Source organism: Lactonifactor sp. BIOML-A5 (assembly GCF_009677585.1).
Classification (GTDB): domain Bacteria; phylum Bacillota; class Clostridia; order Lachnospirales; family Lachnospiraceae; genus Lactonifactor.
Genome location: NZ_WKYV01000019.1, coordinates 19,085 through 34,712, shown reverse-complemented (window position 1 = coordinate 34,712; position 15,628 = coordinate 19,085). Strand labels below are relative to the sequence as shown.

12 protein-coding genes are annotated in these 15,628 nt (G+C 46.0%); all 12 read right to left on the bottom strand.

From position 1 onward, the window contains the following. Positions 1-140 precede the first annotated feature (140 nt). The 12 genes from GKG41_RS15030 to GKG41_RS14975 all read right to left on the bottom strand — a co-directional run bounded on the left by GKG41_RS15030 (position 141) and on the right by GKG41_RS14975 (position 15,542). A complete protein-coding gene (locus GKG41_RS15030) occupies positions 141-1,229 on the bottom strand; it encodes an alcohol dehydrogenase catalytic domain-containing protein (RefSeq protein ID WP_173015612.1) in 1,089 nt (362 codons plus the stop codon). 20 nt (positions 1,230-1,249) lie between these two features. Further along, positions 1,250-2,206, bottom strand: coding sequence for an ABC transporter permease (locus GKG41_RS15025; protein WP_154260052.1), 957 nt, complete (start codon positions 2,204-2,206; stop codon positions 1,250-1,252). A 3-nt stretch (positions 2,207-2,209) separates the two neighbouring features. Next, positions 2,210-3,730, bottom strand: a complete 1,521-nt coding sequence (locus GKG41_RS15020; RefSeq protein ID WP_154260049.1) for a sugar ABC transporter ATP-binding protein — start codon at positions 3,728-3,730, stop codon at positions 2,210-2,212. Positions 3,731-3,798: 68 nt separating this feature from the next. Further along, positions 3,799-4,827 carry a substrate-binding domain-containing protein gene (locus GKG41_RS15015; RefSeq protein ID WP_154260047.1) on the bottom strand — a complete coding sequence of 343 codons (1,029 nt, stop codon included), beginning with the start codon at positions 4,825-4,827 and terminating at the stop codon, positions 3,799-3,801. Between the two features lie 24 nt (positions 4,828-4,851). Next, positions 4,852-5,937, bottom strand: coding sequence for a uroporphyrinogen decarboxylase family protein (locus tag GKG41_RS15010; protein WP_154260045.1), 1,086 nt, complete (start codon positions 5,935-5,937; stop codon positions 4,852-4,854). Positions 5,938-5,965: 28 nt separating this feature from the next. Beyond that, positions 5,966-7,444 (bottom strand): ATP-binding cassette domain-containing protein, encoded by a 1,479-nt coding sequence (locus GKG41_RS15005; protein WP_154260043.1) that lies wholly within the window; start codon positions 7,442-7,444, stop codon positions 5,966-5,968. Positions 7,445-7,525: 81 nt separating this feature from the next. Next, positions 7,526-9,223 (bottom strand): sensor histidine kinase, encoded by a 1,698-nt coding sequence (locus GKG41_RS15000; RefSeq protein WP_154260041.1) that lies wholly within the window; start codon positions 9,221-9,223, stop codon positions 7,526-7,528. Then, positions 9,220-10,842, bottom strand: coding sequence for a response regulator (locus tag GKG41_RS14995; protein WP_154260040.1), 1,623 nt, complete (start codon positions 10,840-10,842; stop codon positions 9,220-9,222). The genes GKG41_RS15000 and GKG41_RS14995 overlap by 4 nt, the downstream gene beginning before the upstream one ends. A 181-nt stretch (positions 10,843-11,023) precedes the next feature. Continuing rightward, complete coding sequence (locus tag GKG41_RS14990) at positions 11,024-11,455, bottom strand: hypothetical protein (protein WP_154260038.1); 432 nt, start codon at positions 11,453-11,455, stop codon at positions 11,024-11,026. A gap of 67 nt (positions 11,456-11,522) precedes the next feature. Beyond that, positions 11,523-11,996, bottom strand: coding sequence for a TspO/MBR family protein (locus GKG41_RS14985; protein ID WP_226902148.1), 474 nt, complete (start codon positions 11,994-11,996; stop codon positions 11,523-11,525). A gap of 157 nt (positions 11,997-12,153) precedes the next feature. Next, positions 12,154-13,755, bottom strand: a complete 1,602-nt coding sequence (locus GKG41_RS14980; RefSeq protein ID WP_154260032.1) for a response regulator — start codon at positions 13,753-13,755, stop codon at positions 12,154-12,156. 14 nt (positions 13,756-13,769) lie between these two features. Continuing rightward, positions 13,770-15,542 (bottom strand): sensor histidine kinase, encoded by a 1,773-nt coding sequence (locus GKG41_RS14975; protein WP_154260030.1) that lies wholly within the window; start codon positions 15,540-15,542, stop codon positions 13,770-13,772. Positions 15,543-15,628 lie beyond the last annotated feature (86 nt).

Below are 15,628 nucleotides of genomic sequence, written 5' to 3'. Positions count from 1 at the left end.
GAATGTACTACTGAGCCTTCGTTAACTATTATGAAAAAATCTTAACCTGCAGTTATTTCGGACACATAAAAAAGCCTTTCGGGGAGCTTCTGCGTCCCGGAAGGCTTTTTCCTATCATTTAACCCATGCTTTCCGCACTGTTATCTAAAGTCAATTGCCACCTTCAGATCCCCATATTTTCCTGTGGCATACTCAAATGCTTTTTCCCATTCCTCAATGGGGAACATGGCGGAGACAACTCCTTCTGTTTTCAGATTTTTACTTATAATATTTTCTATGACGAAAGGATAGCAGTAGGGACTTAGATGGGATCCTAAAATATCCAGTTCCTTCCGATCTCCAATGACAGACCAGTCTACTGTTGTGGGGGCTCCGAATACACTGAATTCTACAAAGCGTCCCAGCTTTCTCACCATATTCAGGCCCTGGATAACGCTGGAGGGGTGGCCGGTAGCTTCTATATAGACATCACATCCGTATCCATCCGTCAGTTCCATGATGTTTTTTACGACATTACAGGTACCCGGATTCCACACCATGTCAGCCCCGAATTCCATGGCCTTCTGGAGCCTTTCTTCTTTCATGTCCAAAACTATCAGTTTCTTAGGATTCTTCCTTCTGGCATAAGTAACCATCCCCAGTCCCAGGGTTCCCGCACCTGAGATCACCAGGATATCTTCATTCGTCACCTGTCCCCGGTCTACTGCATGTTTGGAACATCCATAGGGTTCAATTAAAAGTGCCTCCTCCACCCCCATTTCCTCCGGTAGCCGGGATAGTACAGCAGTCTTGGGATATCTCACATATTCAGCCATTCCGCCATTGTTGCATCCCTGAAACCCAAAGATATTATGAGGCTGGCACATCCAGTAATGTCCGTCCCTGCAGAACCTGCACGCTCCGCAGGGTACGATCTGATCTGCGATCAGCCGTTCCCCCAGCACAAAGTCCTTAACATTTTCTCCCAACTCCACAATATGTCCAAAAAACTCATGACCAGGAATAAAGGGAGGTTTTACCCAGGGCGGCTGCATCTCATCCCCCCAAAACATAGCAGCTCCATGGCTGCATTTGAGATCTCCAGCACAGATACCGCAGGCCTCTGTCTTAATTATAATGTCATCCGGTCCGCATTCCGGGGTGGGGTACTCGATCTCCAGACGATAGTCATCCTTTCCATATGCCACCAATGCCTTCATAACAGCAGGTATCCTTCTCTCTTTTTCCATCTTTTCCATCCTCTCTAGACCTATGCTCTGGACTTTTTCTGAAGCGTCTGCATAAATACCGCACACAAAATGATCAGGCCCTTTACTACCTGCTGTGTATAAGCAGATACTTTTGTCAGGTTCATAATATTGCCAATCATGCCAATCACAAAGACGCCGATCAGTACTCTTCCGGCAGTACCTTTCCCGCCGTTCAGACTGACACCGCCGATTACCGTAATGGCTATTGCATCCAGCTCAAAGCCGTCTCCGGTAAGGGGAGAACCGACTCCCGTCCTTGAAGAATTTAATATAGCCGCTGTCGCCGCAAATAACCCGGATACCACATACACAGAAAACTTATAGATCCTGCTGCGGATACCTGATAAGCGCACAGCTTCCTCATTGCTTCCAATGGCAGTTACTATACGTCCATAAGTCGTATACCGCAGAACAAACCAAATAAGCAGAAAGATAATAATCATGAGATATGTCTGCTTGGGAATTCCCAAAAACGTACCATATCCGAAAGCCAAGAAGTCCGGGTGCTTAATGGAGATAGATGCCCCCTTGCAGATTATGTAGGCATAGCCTCTGGCCACCGTCATAACAGACAGCGTAACTACAAAAGGCTGCAGATTCCGGTATGCCACGAAGTATCCCGAGATTGCCCCGCAGGCCGCTCCCACCAGCAGGGTTACTCCAATGGAATATCCCAGACCGTGTGTCTGCATCATATACGCAAAGATAACATTTCCCACACCCACAATGGAGCCCACGGAGAGATCAATCCCTCCAGTAAGTATAACCAGAAGCATTCCCATTGCAATAATCCCGATCCCTGCATTCTGCTTCAGAAGATTGGTCAGGTTCTGCACCTGCATAAAGTTTGTTGTTAATAGTGAAGCTATCATTACAATAACACAAAACACGATAACGGTATTCCATTTTTCAAAAAACTCACTCACAGTAATTTTGTGCTTTCCTGTCTTTTCCATGTCTTATATACCTCCTGCTTTAGGGGATTGTTCCGAACGATTGTCTACAGAACAGTGAATAATATTGTGTTTGGTGAGTTCTTCCTGTTCCAGAATACCCTTAGCCAGACCTTTGTGCATCACCAGCACCCGATGGCACAGACCGCAGATCTCTTCCATTTCTGAGGAGGCAATAATGATTGATTTTCCCTGCCTGGCTAATTCATGAATAATTCCATAAATCTCCATTTTTGCTCCAATGTCCACCCCGCGGGTGGGTTCGTCGAGAATCAGTACATCGCTGTCCACGCTGAGCCACTTAGCAAGGGATACCTTCTGCTGGTTGCCCCCTGACAGATCCCCTGTAAGAGTTTCCGAACCGTTAGATTTGATAGAGAGCCTGCGAATCATTTCCTCCACATACTTCTTTTCTTTTTTTATATGAAATACCATGCATTTACTCACCTTTTTCATGGATGCCATGGTAACATTTTCCCGTATTTTCATATCCAGCAGAACCCCGTCCTCTTTTCTGCTCTCGGATAAGTAGGTAATTCCGTTTTTAACTCCTTCATAAGGAGATGCCGGACGTATTTTCTTACCCTTTAACACAATCTCTCCCCGTGCACCCTTGTCTGCTCCGAAAATGGCCCGGGCTGTCTCCGTTTTTCCGCTGCCCACCAACCCCGCAATTCCAAATATCTCTCCCTCGTGCAGTGCAAAGCTTACACCCCGTACCATATTGCCCAGGTTCAGGTCTTTCACCTCCAGCACTGTCTCATCTCCAGCCGCTGTCTTTTCCGGATACAGGGACTGTACGCTTCGCCCCAGCATATCAGAGACAATCTTGTCCATTGACGTTTCCTCCGTGCGGTTATGGCTGACCACCTCTCCGTCCCGGAGTACCGTAATCTCATCGGACAGCTGAAATACTTCATCAAGCCGGTGAGAAATATATACAATACTGGTTCCCTGCTCTCTCAGATGCCTCAAAACCTGAAATAGCTTTTCCGTCTCATAGGGCGATAATACGGCGGTAGGCTCATCCAACACCAGGACGCGGGCATCCTCCCCCAGAGCTTTGGCAATCTCTACAATCTGCTGAAAGGCTACACTCAATTCCTCTACTTTCTGACAAGGTTCAATCTGAAATCCTATCTTATCAATGATTTCTCCCGCCTTATGGTTCAGTTCCTTCCAGGATATAAAGCCTTTTCCCAGGTTCATACGGTTAATAAAGATATTTTCCGCCACCGTAAGATCCGGGGCAAGGGCAAATTCCTGATAGATAATTCCCACGCCTGCCTTTTTCATTTCCAAAGTGCTGCCTTCCGAAATCTCTTTTCCCTCTATGAGAATCTTTCCGCTGTCTTTGGTATATGCACCGGACAATATTTTCATCAAGGTAGATTTTCCAGCCCCATTTTCACCTACCAGCGCATGAATGGTTCCCTTTACAATTTGAAAAGATACCTCCTTTAGCGCATGGACTCCGCCAAAGGTCTTGGTGATCTTCTCCATCTCAACTGCGTATGGTTTTTTCATACCCCCATCTCCTTCTCTTACCCGCACGGCGGAGAGGCCTCCCCGCCGCACCCAGTCTGTTCTGTTTCTTAGAATGCTGAATCAGGGTCGTAGTACTCGTCTACATTGTCTATGGTTACGCATGCACTCGGCGTATAGGTTCTGTAAGGGAAGGAAGTTTCGCCCTGCTGAATTTTCTGGGCTGTCTCCACTGCTGTCTGTCCCAGAAGCGTCATGGAGTTCAGTCCGGTGGCCTTATAGGCTCCCCCTTCCTTAATCAGTTCAAAAGCCTCTTTCTGCCCGTCGGCGTCTGCCACTATCATAACCTTATCCAACAGCCCAGCATCCTGCAGGATCTTATAACACTCAATGGCCATAACATCCGCCTCGGCAAATACTACGTTAAACTCTTCATTCAGAGCCATAATATCTTCCATTGCTGTCACAGTTGCATCTGCAAACCACTCGGTATATGCCTGTGCTACGATCTCCACCTTGGCATCGCTTCCCTGTCTCAGCTGTTCTTCCACGATGCCCTCAATAAAGCTGGAACGGCGGACACGTGATACTTCTGCACCCTTTGCGCCGCTGATACAGACAATCTTTATATCCTGGCCTTTCAGAGTATCAGCCACATAGTTGCCTACCAGTACTCCATTCTGGTGATTGTCTGCCTGGATGGTAGTGGCCAGCTGCGCCTCATCGCTCAGCGCATTGTCCACAGCGATCACGCGGATTCCCTGGGCGGCAACATTATTTATAACCGGTGTCAGAACATCTGGATCGTAAGTGTTTACAAAAATCACATCGCATCCCTGGGCCGCCAGATCCTCAATATCTGAAATTTGCTTATCCAGGCTTTCCTGGGCATCGGTACACACATATTCATATCCAAGATCTTCACATCCTTTTCGGATCTCGGCTTCCATTGTGATATAGGAGGGATGTACCAGCACATTCATGGATAAACCTACCTTAAAATCCGAAGCATCCTTTTTCTCCCCGCTCTCACTTCCCCCCGACGTCTCCGCTGTCCCTGTTTCCTTTTTGTCTCCGCATCCGCTAAGACCTGCCATAGCTAATACTGCTGCCAACAAAATAGCTAACATTCTTCTCATGTTTTTTCCTCCTTTTGCTTTCCCTTAGTTCTCTGCATATCTATATTGATGTACGCTTTCCACCAGCGCCTCGAAGTTCTCCAGAGGCACATTTCTCATAATATTAATGGGTGCGCAGAACATCCTTCCATATTGGCCCAGAGTTTCAATCGTCTCCTTCACATTGGCTCTCACCTGTTCTGGTGTTCCAAATGTGAGTATATCCTGGGTGTCAAACCCCCCGTAAAACACAAGACGGCTTCCGTAACGCCCGGACAGTTCACGGATATCCATAGCTGCGGCCTGAACTGGATGGATAGCATCCAGTCCAATCTCAATCATTTCATCCAGAAATTGTTCACAGTCCCCGCAGCTGTGGTGTACCACCGGGAGTCCATGCCTTTTATACACACTCCAGATTTGTTCCAGACGGGGTTTAAAAAGTTTCCTCCACAGAGCCAGCGACATAATGGGCCCTCCCTGGGTGCCAAAATCATCCCCGCTATGCCCATAGGTAACTCCTCTCTGACAGATCTCCTCTGCCATTTCCACACGATACTGGGTAATCCTGTCTAAAAGGATCTCTACCTTCTCCGTCTCCTCGTACATGTCCATCATAAAATCCTCAAAGCCCCGTATGAGATATCCCTTCTCAAAGGGGCCGAAATATTGTGCCACGTCAACAGCGAGATTCCTGTCTATGTACCCCTGAATGTTGGTATCTACCACATAAAAGTTCTCTTTTCTATTCGGATCCGGTGCCTGTACCTTGTCCAATCCATCCCAGTCCATCAGGGGACTGGAAACCGGAAGCTGCCCGTCGCTCACCATATTCCATCCGATCCCCCACTGATCAAAGCAGAGAGCAGGATCTTCTGGATTTGGGTAAGCGAATCCATGATCGAAAGCATATCTCATCAGCGGCCTATTCTGCAAAAACAGTTCCACCTCGTCCATCACATACAAATGACGCACATCATTTTCCAAATATGTCAAAAATTCTTCCTCTCCCATGCCATAATGACCGGCGAATACCTGCAGGGCCGTATCATCTGCGAAATGAAAATCTACAGGCAGACGATCCGCCGGTTTTCCGGTCAGAACTGCCTGTACACGTTCTCTGCTGTTCATGCCATCCCTCTTTCCTATTCATTTTCCGTTACATAAGTTTAAGTTTTGTTACCGCCATCTCTGACAATTCTTCTTTATAAATCTCTCCGGAGATCTCGCCTTTTTTCAGGACAATTACTCTGTGACACAGGGAGACCAGCTCCTGCAGATCATTGGTAATCAGCAATACTGCCGTGCCGTTTTTGCTGTACTCCAATATTCTTTCCAGCGTCTTCCTTCGTTCCTTTTGCTCCAGCCCGTTGGTAGGATGGTTTAGAAGAAGCAGCTTTAAAGTTTTATCCTGCCATCGGCCAAGCAGCAGCTTTTGCCGGATATTGCCGCCCACCTCATTAAGAGTATTCTTGGCGAACTCACTGATATTCTCCTTTTCGCACCAGTCTCTTGCCAGATACCCGGCTATGCTTGGCTTCAGGTATCCAAACCTATTTTTTGCTGTCTGCATCTGCAGAAAAGTAAGATTATCCTTTACCGTCTGGTTTTCCAAAAGAAGCCTATTCCTCTCTTCGGGGATAAAGCCAATCCCCATACGCACTGCCTCATGTGAGTCTTTCACTGTAACAGGCTGACCGCAGAAATATAGGCTTCCCGACCGGTACTTTTTACAGCCATAGAGAATATCTCCCAGCTCTTCCTTTCCCGCGTCATCTGCCCCTGTCAGTCCCAGAATTTCTCCCTGGGCTATGGAAAAACTAACCTTCTTCAGATAAATTCCTCTGATGTCCTCCAGGCGGAGTATCTCCCTTCCCAGATGTATCTCTGAGATTTTGTCACCCTCTCTATCCTTCGTGCCCAGTACCAGGTTCATAATATGAGCCTCCGGGCAGCTGCCGTTTTTTACCGTGCCCGCAATCCTCCCGCCTCTTAGAACCGTTATCCTGCCGCACTCCGCTGAAAGTCTCGGCAGATTCTGTGAAATCACGATACAGGATATCCCTTTTAAACACTGTTTCTTAATAATCCCCCAGAACAAATTAACGTCTTCAGGCTCCATGCCAATCTCGGTGTCATCAAAAATAAGTATTTTGGGATTATAAGTGAGGGTTTTAGCGATTGACATAAATTTTTTCTGGCTTCTGGTCAATTCCCCCATGGTCCTCCCCGGAGGCAGGGGATATCCCATCTCCTCCAGCAGCTTAATGGTTCTGCCTTCCATCTCTCTCCTTCGAAGCAGGACACGTTTTGATGCTTCCTTTCTCAGCGTAAAGATATACTCTGCAATACTCATGGTGCTGATTGTGTCCGGATCCTGGGGTACCATAGCGATTCCCATATGCATTGCCATTTCTGCCGATGCAAGACGTACCTTCTGATTTTCCAGAAAAATAGTGCCCTCATATCCCTGCTGCCATCCGGCGATGACCCGGGCTAAAGTGGATTTGCCTGCTCCATTAATCCCAATGATCCCATGAATCTCACCTTCATACAGATTGAAATAAATGTTAGAAAGCACTTTGTTTCCATAGAGTCTCTGGGTAATGGACTGTAACCTTAAGATCTCCCTGTTCATTTTTATCCTCCGGTTATATTTTAATTATAAAAAGACGGTCTATTTTAAAAAACAGACCGCCTTATGAAAAGGTGTTCTTTTTTATGATTTTGACTCCTGACAGATCAGAGGCAAAACCACCTCTACTTCTGTGCCGATCCCCTTTGTGCTGTGCACATGAATCCCGTAATCCTCCCCATGGAGTATACGAATTCTCTCATTTACATTGTACAGAGCAATACCCGTCCGCTCTCCGGCTCTGCCGGAGGTGTAGCCCCTCTGAAGCTGTTCTTCAATCCGGTCCAGGGTTTTCTCATCCATCCCCAGGCCGTCGTCACTGACTGTAATAATCAGCCTGCTCTCTGTTGCCATAACCATGATGACAATGGTTCCTCCTCCCCGCTTTGTCTCCAGTCCATGACATACTGCGTTTTCTACTATAGGCTGCAGCACCATATGGGGCACCTGATACTGTCTCAGCTGGGGATTCTCTTCGTCAATATATGTCACAAGCCGGATCTTATTGGAAAACCTGTACTTCTGTATCACGAAATAATTATCAATATTTGTCAGCTCTTCCTGCAGAGTAACGGTAAGACTCCGGTTATCAATGTTATACCGAAAGAGATTTGCCAATGCTTTTGTCATATTAGCAGCATTTTTCGACCCCTCCCGCAAAGCCAGACCACGGATTGACTCAAGGGTGTTGTACAGAAAATGAGGATTGATCTGATTCTGAAGTGCATTCAGCTCCGCCTGGCGCTTCAGTATCTCTGACTGGTACTCCCTGGAAGTCAGATTCTCAACATGGGTTATCATTGAATTAACAGCCCTCCCCGCAGAGGCCAGCTCACTGGAATCGTCAATCTCTACTTCCAGTCCCTGATTGCCGTTAAGAATCCCGTTAATCGCATGTTCCACATGTATCACAGGATTATATACCTTCTTTTTAAAGATCACAAACGTACCCAGCAGTAGAATCAGAAGTATACCGACCGAGGTTCCCAGCAGCCATAGATAGCCGGTAAATTCTGTTTCCAGCTTTTCGTTTCTCACACAGAGAAGCCCATAAAAACCATAGGTGCTGCTCTTCTGCAGAAATACCGTGTAAGACGGAATCCGGATTGCTTTGCCCTGGTAGCTTCCCCTAAGTTTTGCTTTTACCTCGGAAAAATCGGGCCTTAGGTATCCCTGAGGATATACCATGTTGCTGTCCGGACTATATATGTAAAATTCACAGGCGGAATCCATGGAAACCTCCAGGGTACTGGAGACCATAATGTTTTTCTCCGCCTCCGAATGTATCCACCCCAGCTGAAGATTTCCCACACGGTACCGAGAACTGCTGCTGGTTCCCATCAATAGCTTCTGTCCGTTCCCGGGATCTGTCAACTGTCCTTTATGACTCTCCAGAAATCCCAAAAACAGTGCTTCTTCTCTTGGAAAACAGGCGATTTCCCCATTTTCCCAGACTGCCAGTCCATCCATCCCCTCAAAGGCCTGAACCAGTTCCTCCCTGTGCTCCCGTGGAATCTCTGCGGCCTCTTCTGCCAGTCCGCTGAGAAGTGCACATTTCTTCTCTATTTCACCGGTCACGTAGGAAACCATTGTCTCATATGCACTGTTTTTCTCCCTCCGGGCCTCCCGGGCAGCAATCTGAAACGCAGCCAGTGCAAACCCCGTGATCAGCAGTATCATGCAAAAACCCCACCCAAGCAGAATCCCCCTAAGCCCTGCCTGCACATGATAATATTCTTTCCTTTTTCGGTACCAGGTTCTGATTTTATTTACCATTTTCATATCTTATCCCGCATATATAACTTTCTGTAATCCCTGGGGGATATCCCCACCATTTTCCGAAATATTTTGCTGAAATATTTGGAATCCTCATACCCTACCTGCTCTCCCACCTCAGTCACTTTGTATTCCAGATTCTTTAAAAACTCCTTGGCCATTTCTATCCGGTATTCTGTCAAATACTCATTAAAATTCATTCCTGTTTCCCTTTTAAAAATAGCGCTGAAATAGGTTGGGCTCAAATAGACCTGTTCCGCCACATCCGCCAGACGGATATCTTTATTATAATTCTTTCTGATGTACTCTTTTGCAATGTTGGCCAGACGGTTCTCCTTTAAGACGGACTGTTCTTTGCAGGACAATAGAATTTCCTGTATCTGCCCGTTCGTCTTTCTGATAATCTGAGCGATACTGCTGCAGCAGCGCAGTTCTCTGCACATTCGCTCTATAAGCCCGCGCATATCCGCCACCTCTGCTCCCAGATAGCTCAAACCCTGAAGTACCTCTGTCAGAATTCTCAGATGCAGCTGATAGTACACATCCGGATCCGCCTCTCCCGGTATATTTTCATAAAGCTCCCTTGCTGCATCTTTCATCTGTTCCCAATCCATAAGTTCCAGACGCTCCTGCAGCTCCTTCGCCTTTTTCATACTCAGAAGCTCCTCCACCTTGCAAGGGGAGAATGCAGCTGCATCATATTCCAATATCTTCCCGCACCCTTTTAGAATCCGCATGCTGCAGGCCTTCTCCGCCTCTTTTGCCAAAGCAGGCACCATGGCCGGTACCTGTGCAGTACGACTGAGTCCTGCGGTCACCACGCCCTCATTGAGCGCAGAGGCGTAAGCCTGCATTTTATGAAATGCAGTCCAAACTTCCTGCCCCGTTTCCTCCTCTGTACCGTTTAAAAGCACCAATTGGCATTCCTTCGTTTCTGCGGCATACCAAACCATTGACTCAGGAAGGCAGGTGCAAAAAAAGTCGATACACTTTCCGGTAAGATACCTGGACTCCTCCTCTGTGATGCTTCCGTATGGATTATCCCATCTTAACACCGCTGCCCGGTACAGGCCCCCGCAAAATTTTGGTCCAAACACCCTGTTAATCTCTTCTTCTGTTACTTCCTTCAGTCCATACTTTGCAGTCTCTCTTCCTTCCAGAAAATCCGTCAAAAACTGATGCCACAGCCTATGCCTGCTGTCCACAAGCTGCTGGTTCAGCGCCTGCTTCTCCTTTGACTGCTCCATTGCAATTTCATTTTTCTCCTGAATCTTCAAGAGGGTATTCAGAAGTTCCTCTTCTTCGATGGGTTTCAGCAAATAGGCAGCAGCTCCTAATCGGATAGCTTCCTGTGCATAAGAGAAATCTTTATAGCCGCTTAAAATCAGGAACTGAGCCTCTATCTTCTCCTCTCTTGCCTTTTTTATCATCTCCAATCCGTCCATCCCAGGCATACGAATATCCGTTATTACTACATCCGGTCGCTTATCGCAGATGACCTCAAAGGCTTCCTCTCCGTCATACACACAGCCCAGCAGCTGCATCTGATATTTTTCCCAGTCAATTAAAGCACAGATTAAATCACAGATGATCTCTTCATCATCAACAACTACTATTTTTAACATATTAAGTCCCGCCCATCCTATGTACTTTTCTGTGGTAACTTCTTACCAAACTTTTCTGTTAACTATATTAATTTTATCACATAATTTCGGCAATGTATTATGAATTATTATCCAATTATTTCCAAAGAAAAAAGCCCTGAATCCCTTCAAGGCTTTGTCATTTCTTTATTTATTGTCTATTTTATAAAAAATATTTTAATTCCCACATGAAATCCCCTTCAATGCCCACCAGTTCATTTGCCAGATCCATGCTCTCTTTCGATGCGCCGCTATACTTGTTTCTGTCTTCGCTGATAGACTGAATCCCCATATTACAGCCATCCATCAGAAGCTTGGCAATCTGGTTTCTGTCATCCTTAAGCATCAGCTTTATCTCTGTGGTAAACCAGGAGAATACAGAGGCTGCAGCTCCAGGCTCCTTGCCCGTCTCTCCATATCTCTGCAGAAGTTCTGAGGATTTGTCCTCAATTTTTTTATGCTTATCCCGGTAAACCCCAACTACCTGGCTCAGCTTCTCGTCCTCGATATATTCACTGACCTGGTCCATACTGTTCACAGCCATTTTGCAGCCGGAATTACATTCCTCCAGGAGTTTTTTTGTATGTTCTTCCATAGGAGTACCTTCTTTCTGCCTTTTTCTTTTAGTATCAGCATATTTTTTTTAATCTATACCTGATAGGTCAAAAAATATAATGTACCGCTATGGCAAGGTTCAGATACCCGGCAAATGTAAGCCACACAAGATAGGGGATCAATAATCGTGCAGCTGTCTCATTGATATCCTTAAACTGCTTTATCGTCAGATAGACAAGGTACCAAAGCAGGAGCAGCCATGCAAATGCCAGAAAGTATGCATCAAACCTGAAAAAAATTACAGACCAGAAGGCATTTACCAGAAGCTGCACTCCGTAGAGTTTTAAAGCCTGCGCTTTTCCGGGTGCATCGGACTCATAAATGATATAGGCGGCAACCCCCATAAGTATAAACAAAATATTCCACACCACCGGAAATGCCCATCCCGGAGGGGCAAGGGGAGGCTTATAAAGACTGCTGTACTTCTCCATACTATCCGAAGCAAGAAATGCTGAGACCGCCCCTGTGCCAAGACTGATAAGCAGGCTTCCAAGCAGAGGCTTCCACTGTATTTTTTTCACAACAAATACTCCCAAACTGCTTTTTACTATTATATTCGGAAGTCCTTACCGCATGAGTACTTTCTTAGTCCTCCCCAATGTCTTTCCCCCCTTCTCCGTGGCGCTTAATTTCATTATAGTATACGATTCCATAAGCAAATATGCAGATCTCAACCAACTACCCAACACCATTCTGCTTTGCAAACGCACTCTCCCGGTACGCCCCGGGAGTCATTCCCGTACTCTTTTTAAAGCTGCTGCTAAAGTATTGGGAAGAATTGAATCCCACCAGAAATGCCACCTCATAGGTTTTAATGTCCGGTCTTGCCAGCAGCTTTTTGGCATTGTCAATGCGGATTTGGTTTAGCAGACTGACATACGACGTTTTCTTATACTTTTTGATCGAATTGCCAAGATAGCTGGCGCTCAGGTTCACATGTCTGGCCACATCATTCAAATTTAGATCCGGATCCGGAAAGTTCTCTTTAATAAATTCTACTGCCTGGTTTACCCGTTTTTCTATGTCTGTAGTATTCTGAGCGTCTAAATAGCTGTATAAATTATTAAAATACATATCTGCCGCTTCTCTTAGTTCCCACAGATTCCTGGCGGCTATCATCCTGGAGAACAGCTGTCCATACTGTTTCAGAAAGGTTTCATACAACTCTCCCTCTTCCGTCATTTCCCAGCAAAACCGCAGAAGCTCTACAAGCAGGAACTGTACTGACGGCAAGTTTGCCCTCTCTGTTCTTTTTAATTTCTGAAACAAGCATTCCACTTCCTGACGTATTTTTTCCGAACTTCGCTGCTGCACGCCCTCCTGCAGCCTTTTTCTGACAGCGGGAAGTTCCACGTCATACTCCGCCGCCTTGCCCTGAACCTCCGTGTACAGAATGACGCTCCGGTTTCCATAGCCATACCGCTGCTCCAATGCGTAGACCGCTTCCTGGTAAGAGGACGGCAGTCTCTCAGCGCCATGACATACCCTGCCAACGCCTCCTGCAAGAAATACAGTATCCTCTTTAGCAATTTCCCCCATTATCCCGGTAATGCGTTCTCTAACTTTTTTGCCTGCGTTTCTGTCCTTATATTCGAATACTAATACAATCCGGTTGCTTTGCAGGAACAGGCTGCAGTCTTTCTCCCTGCTTATCAGTGTCCGCAGCTTATCGGCCGCCATGCGCAGCGCCACCTCATCCTCAATCAATGCATGTTTTCCGCCCTCTTTTTCACCGGGTATCCTTCTCAGATACAAGATAACCGCCTGGAAATAATTTTCAGGGGAACAGATTCCGCTGTTTTTTATAGTCTCTTCTTCTACAGTCCCGTAGAGAGTCAGCTCCTCCAGATTCTTTTCCTGAATCATCCCCAGGTTTCTCTGTATCCTGCTTCGGTAATTTCTCTCTTCCTCCAATGCATCTGCCGCACGCCTCACAGCCTCCAGCACTTCCTCATTGGTAAAAGGCTTTGTGAGATATTCAAACACCTGAAGTTTGACTGCCTTCTGTGCATACGCGAATTCTTTGTATGCCGTCAGCATTATTATTTTTATCTCAGGATAGTTTTGCCTCACAGCATAAGAAAACTCAATCCCATCCATAAAGGGCATATTAATATCAACAATCACAATATCCGGTTTCTCACGCTCCACACACTCCAGAGCCATCTCTCCGTCATAGACGAGCCCCGTTATCTCAATATTATTCTCCTCCCAAGGAATACAAGTCCCCAATCCTCTGCAGATGATCTCATCATCATCTGCAATTAAAAGTTTATACATGCCCGCCACCCCTTTCAATCCCGCATTTTTCTCACAGGAAGCCTTACTTCCGCTCTTGTAAATACCCCTTCTTCACTGCTGATGGAAAGCCCGTAGGGTTCTCCATACTGCATCCGGATTCTCTGGTGTACATTCATGACCCCAATGTGGTCCGCCGTCTGAATATTCTCCGCAAATCCGAGTTTCTTTTGAAGTGCTTCCAGCTTCTCTTTTTCTATTCCCGCACCATTGTCCCATACTGCAAGAACAATCATATTCTCTTCCTGATACCCCAGGACTTTAATAAATCCCTTTTTTCTCTGCCGCTTGATCCCATGGTATACTGCATTTTCCACCAGCGGCTGAAGGGAAAACTTGATAATTTCATTCTCCATGATTTTTTCATCCACCTCTACGGAATACTCATATTTCGAATTGTACCTGAGTTTGAGAATCTGGAGATAACAAGTCAGATGTTCTGTCTCCTCCCGGATGGTTACCTGATCATAGATTCCGCTGAGACTTAGTTTGTAAAATTTTCCTACCGTAGTAAGCATTTCAATTCCGTTGGGGTCCCCCATCTCCACCAGGAATTTGGCTGCCTCCAGAGTATTATATAAGAAATGCGGCTTTATCTGCATCTGCAGCATTTTCACATAATTCTTCCGGCTTTGTATCTGCTCTTTTTCAATATCCGCCATCAGCTGCTGAATCTCATCCATCAGCTGATTGTATGCTGCTGCAAGCACCCCTACCTCATCTCTGTATCTGGGGTGAAAGCGATGGGTGATCTGCCTGGTATGCCGGTTCGCCTCTATGGTTTCCGTCATTTTTTTGATTGGCTTCGTAACAATAAATACAATATAGGATACGCACACAAAAAGCACGATCCCTGTGGTAAATATGATTACAATAATATACTGCGAGAGTACCTTTGCACTGCTGCTGATACTGCTTTTGGCTGTAACCATAGAAATCTTCCACTGGTTCACGGACAGCAGGCTGCTCATAGCAACGCTGCTGCCAATCTCCTCTACTTCCTCCCAGCCTTCAAACTTCATCAATGTCTTCTGCTCCTCAGGGGTAAATCTTTCCCACTGTTCAGGCTGTCCAAACACTGCATTATCTCTGTCAAATTGAAGCATCAGTGTACTGTCGCCCCCTCCAAGCTTCTCCAGATATTTGCGGATTGCCTCCTCTCTGAGATTTACAATCAGCATACTTTTTACCTCCCCGTATCTGTAAACCGGCATTATGATACTGATTACCTGTTCCTTATCTCTAGAAAAAAAGTAGCTGTCCGGAACAGGCGCTCCCCACTGACATTGCTTTGTCATCTTGTTGTCTTTAAGAATTTTCTCAAAAAGGGGCTCCCCGTTGAGCTTGAGATACTCGTCCAGTACAAAGGTATAGTTCTGGCTGCCGTTGAGAATCAGCATGGAATTTATGAACTGATAGTTATTATCTGCTGCTATGAGTTGATTAAACATTCCCTGATATACTATATACTGGCTGATATAATCGTTGGAATCCTCTTCTCCGTCATTGAGAATCTGCCGGCTGAGCACCTCGTCCCGTATGGGAACCATCTCATCTACAATATCCTCCATGGCCTGGTTCAGATTAATAGCCATCTGCTGCACCGTTTTTAAATTTGACTCCGATATATTCTCCTCAAATTTATTTGACACAATAGAGGTAAATACAAGCCCGTTAAACACCTGAAGTACAACCACTACCGCAAACAGCAGCACCACCATTTTAAAACGCAGCGAATGGTTCTGAAACCATTCCATCCATCTTTTCATCAGTGTTCTCCTCCTGACCTCTTTTGTCCGAAAACGCCAAATAGAGGCACAGCCTGACAGAAAAACAAATCCTCCTTTTTCTGTCA

Bases quoted from the DNA above. Each gene is read 5' to 3' on its own strand.
- GKG41_RS15000 (WP_154260041.1), bottom strand. From the start codon at position 9,223: ATGAAAATGGTAAATAAAATCAGAACCTGGTACCGAAAAAGGAAAGAA.
- GKG41_RS14980 (WP_154260032.1), bottom strand. From the start codon at position 13,755: ATGTATAAACTTTTAATTGCAGATGATGATGAGATCATCTGCAGAGGA.
- GKG41_RS14995 (WP_154260040.1), bottom strand. From the start codon at position 10,842: ATGTTAAAAATAGTAGTTGTTGATGATGAAGAGATCATCTGTGATTTA.
- GKG41_RS15025 (WP_154260052.1), bottom strand. From the start codon at position 2,206: ATGGAAAAGACAGGAAAGCACAAAATTACTGTGAGTGAGTTTTTTGAA.
- GKG41_RS14990 (WP_154260038.1), bottom strand. From the start codon at position 11,455: ATGGAAGAACATACAAAAAAACTCCTGGAGGAATGTAATTCCGGCTGC.
- GKG41_RS15020 (WP_154260049.1), bottom strand. From the start codon at position 3,730: ATGAAAAAACCATACGCAGTTGAGATGGAGAAGATCACCAAGACCTTT.
- GKG41_RS15030 (WP_173015612.1), bottom strand. From the start codon at position 1,229: ATGGAAAAAGAGAGAAGGATACCTGCTGTTATGAAGGCATTGGTGGCA.
- GKG41_RS15005 (WP_154260043.1), bottom strand. From the start codon at position 7,444: ATGAACAGGGAGATCTTAAGGTTACAGTCCATTACCCAGAGACTCTAT.
- GKG41_RS15015 (WP_154260047.1), bottom strand. From the start codon at position 4,827: ATGAGAAGAATGTTAGCTATTTTGTTGGCAGCAGTATTAGCTATGGCA.
- GKG41_RS14975 (WP_154260030.1), bottom strand. From the start codon at position 15,542: ATGAAAAGATGGATGGAATGGTTTCAGAACCATTCGCTGCGTTTTAAA.
- GKG41_RS15010 (WP_154260045.1), bottom strand. From the start codon at position 5,937: ATGAACAGCAGAGAACGTGTACAGGCAGTTCTGACCGGAAAACCGGCG.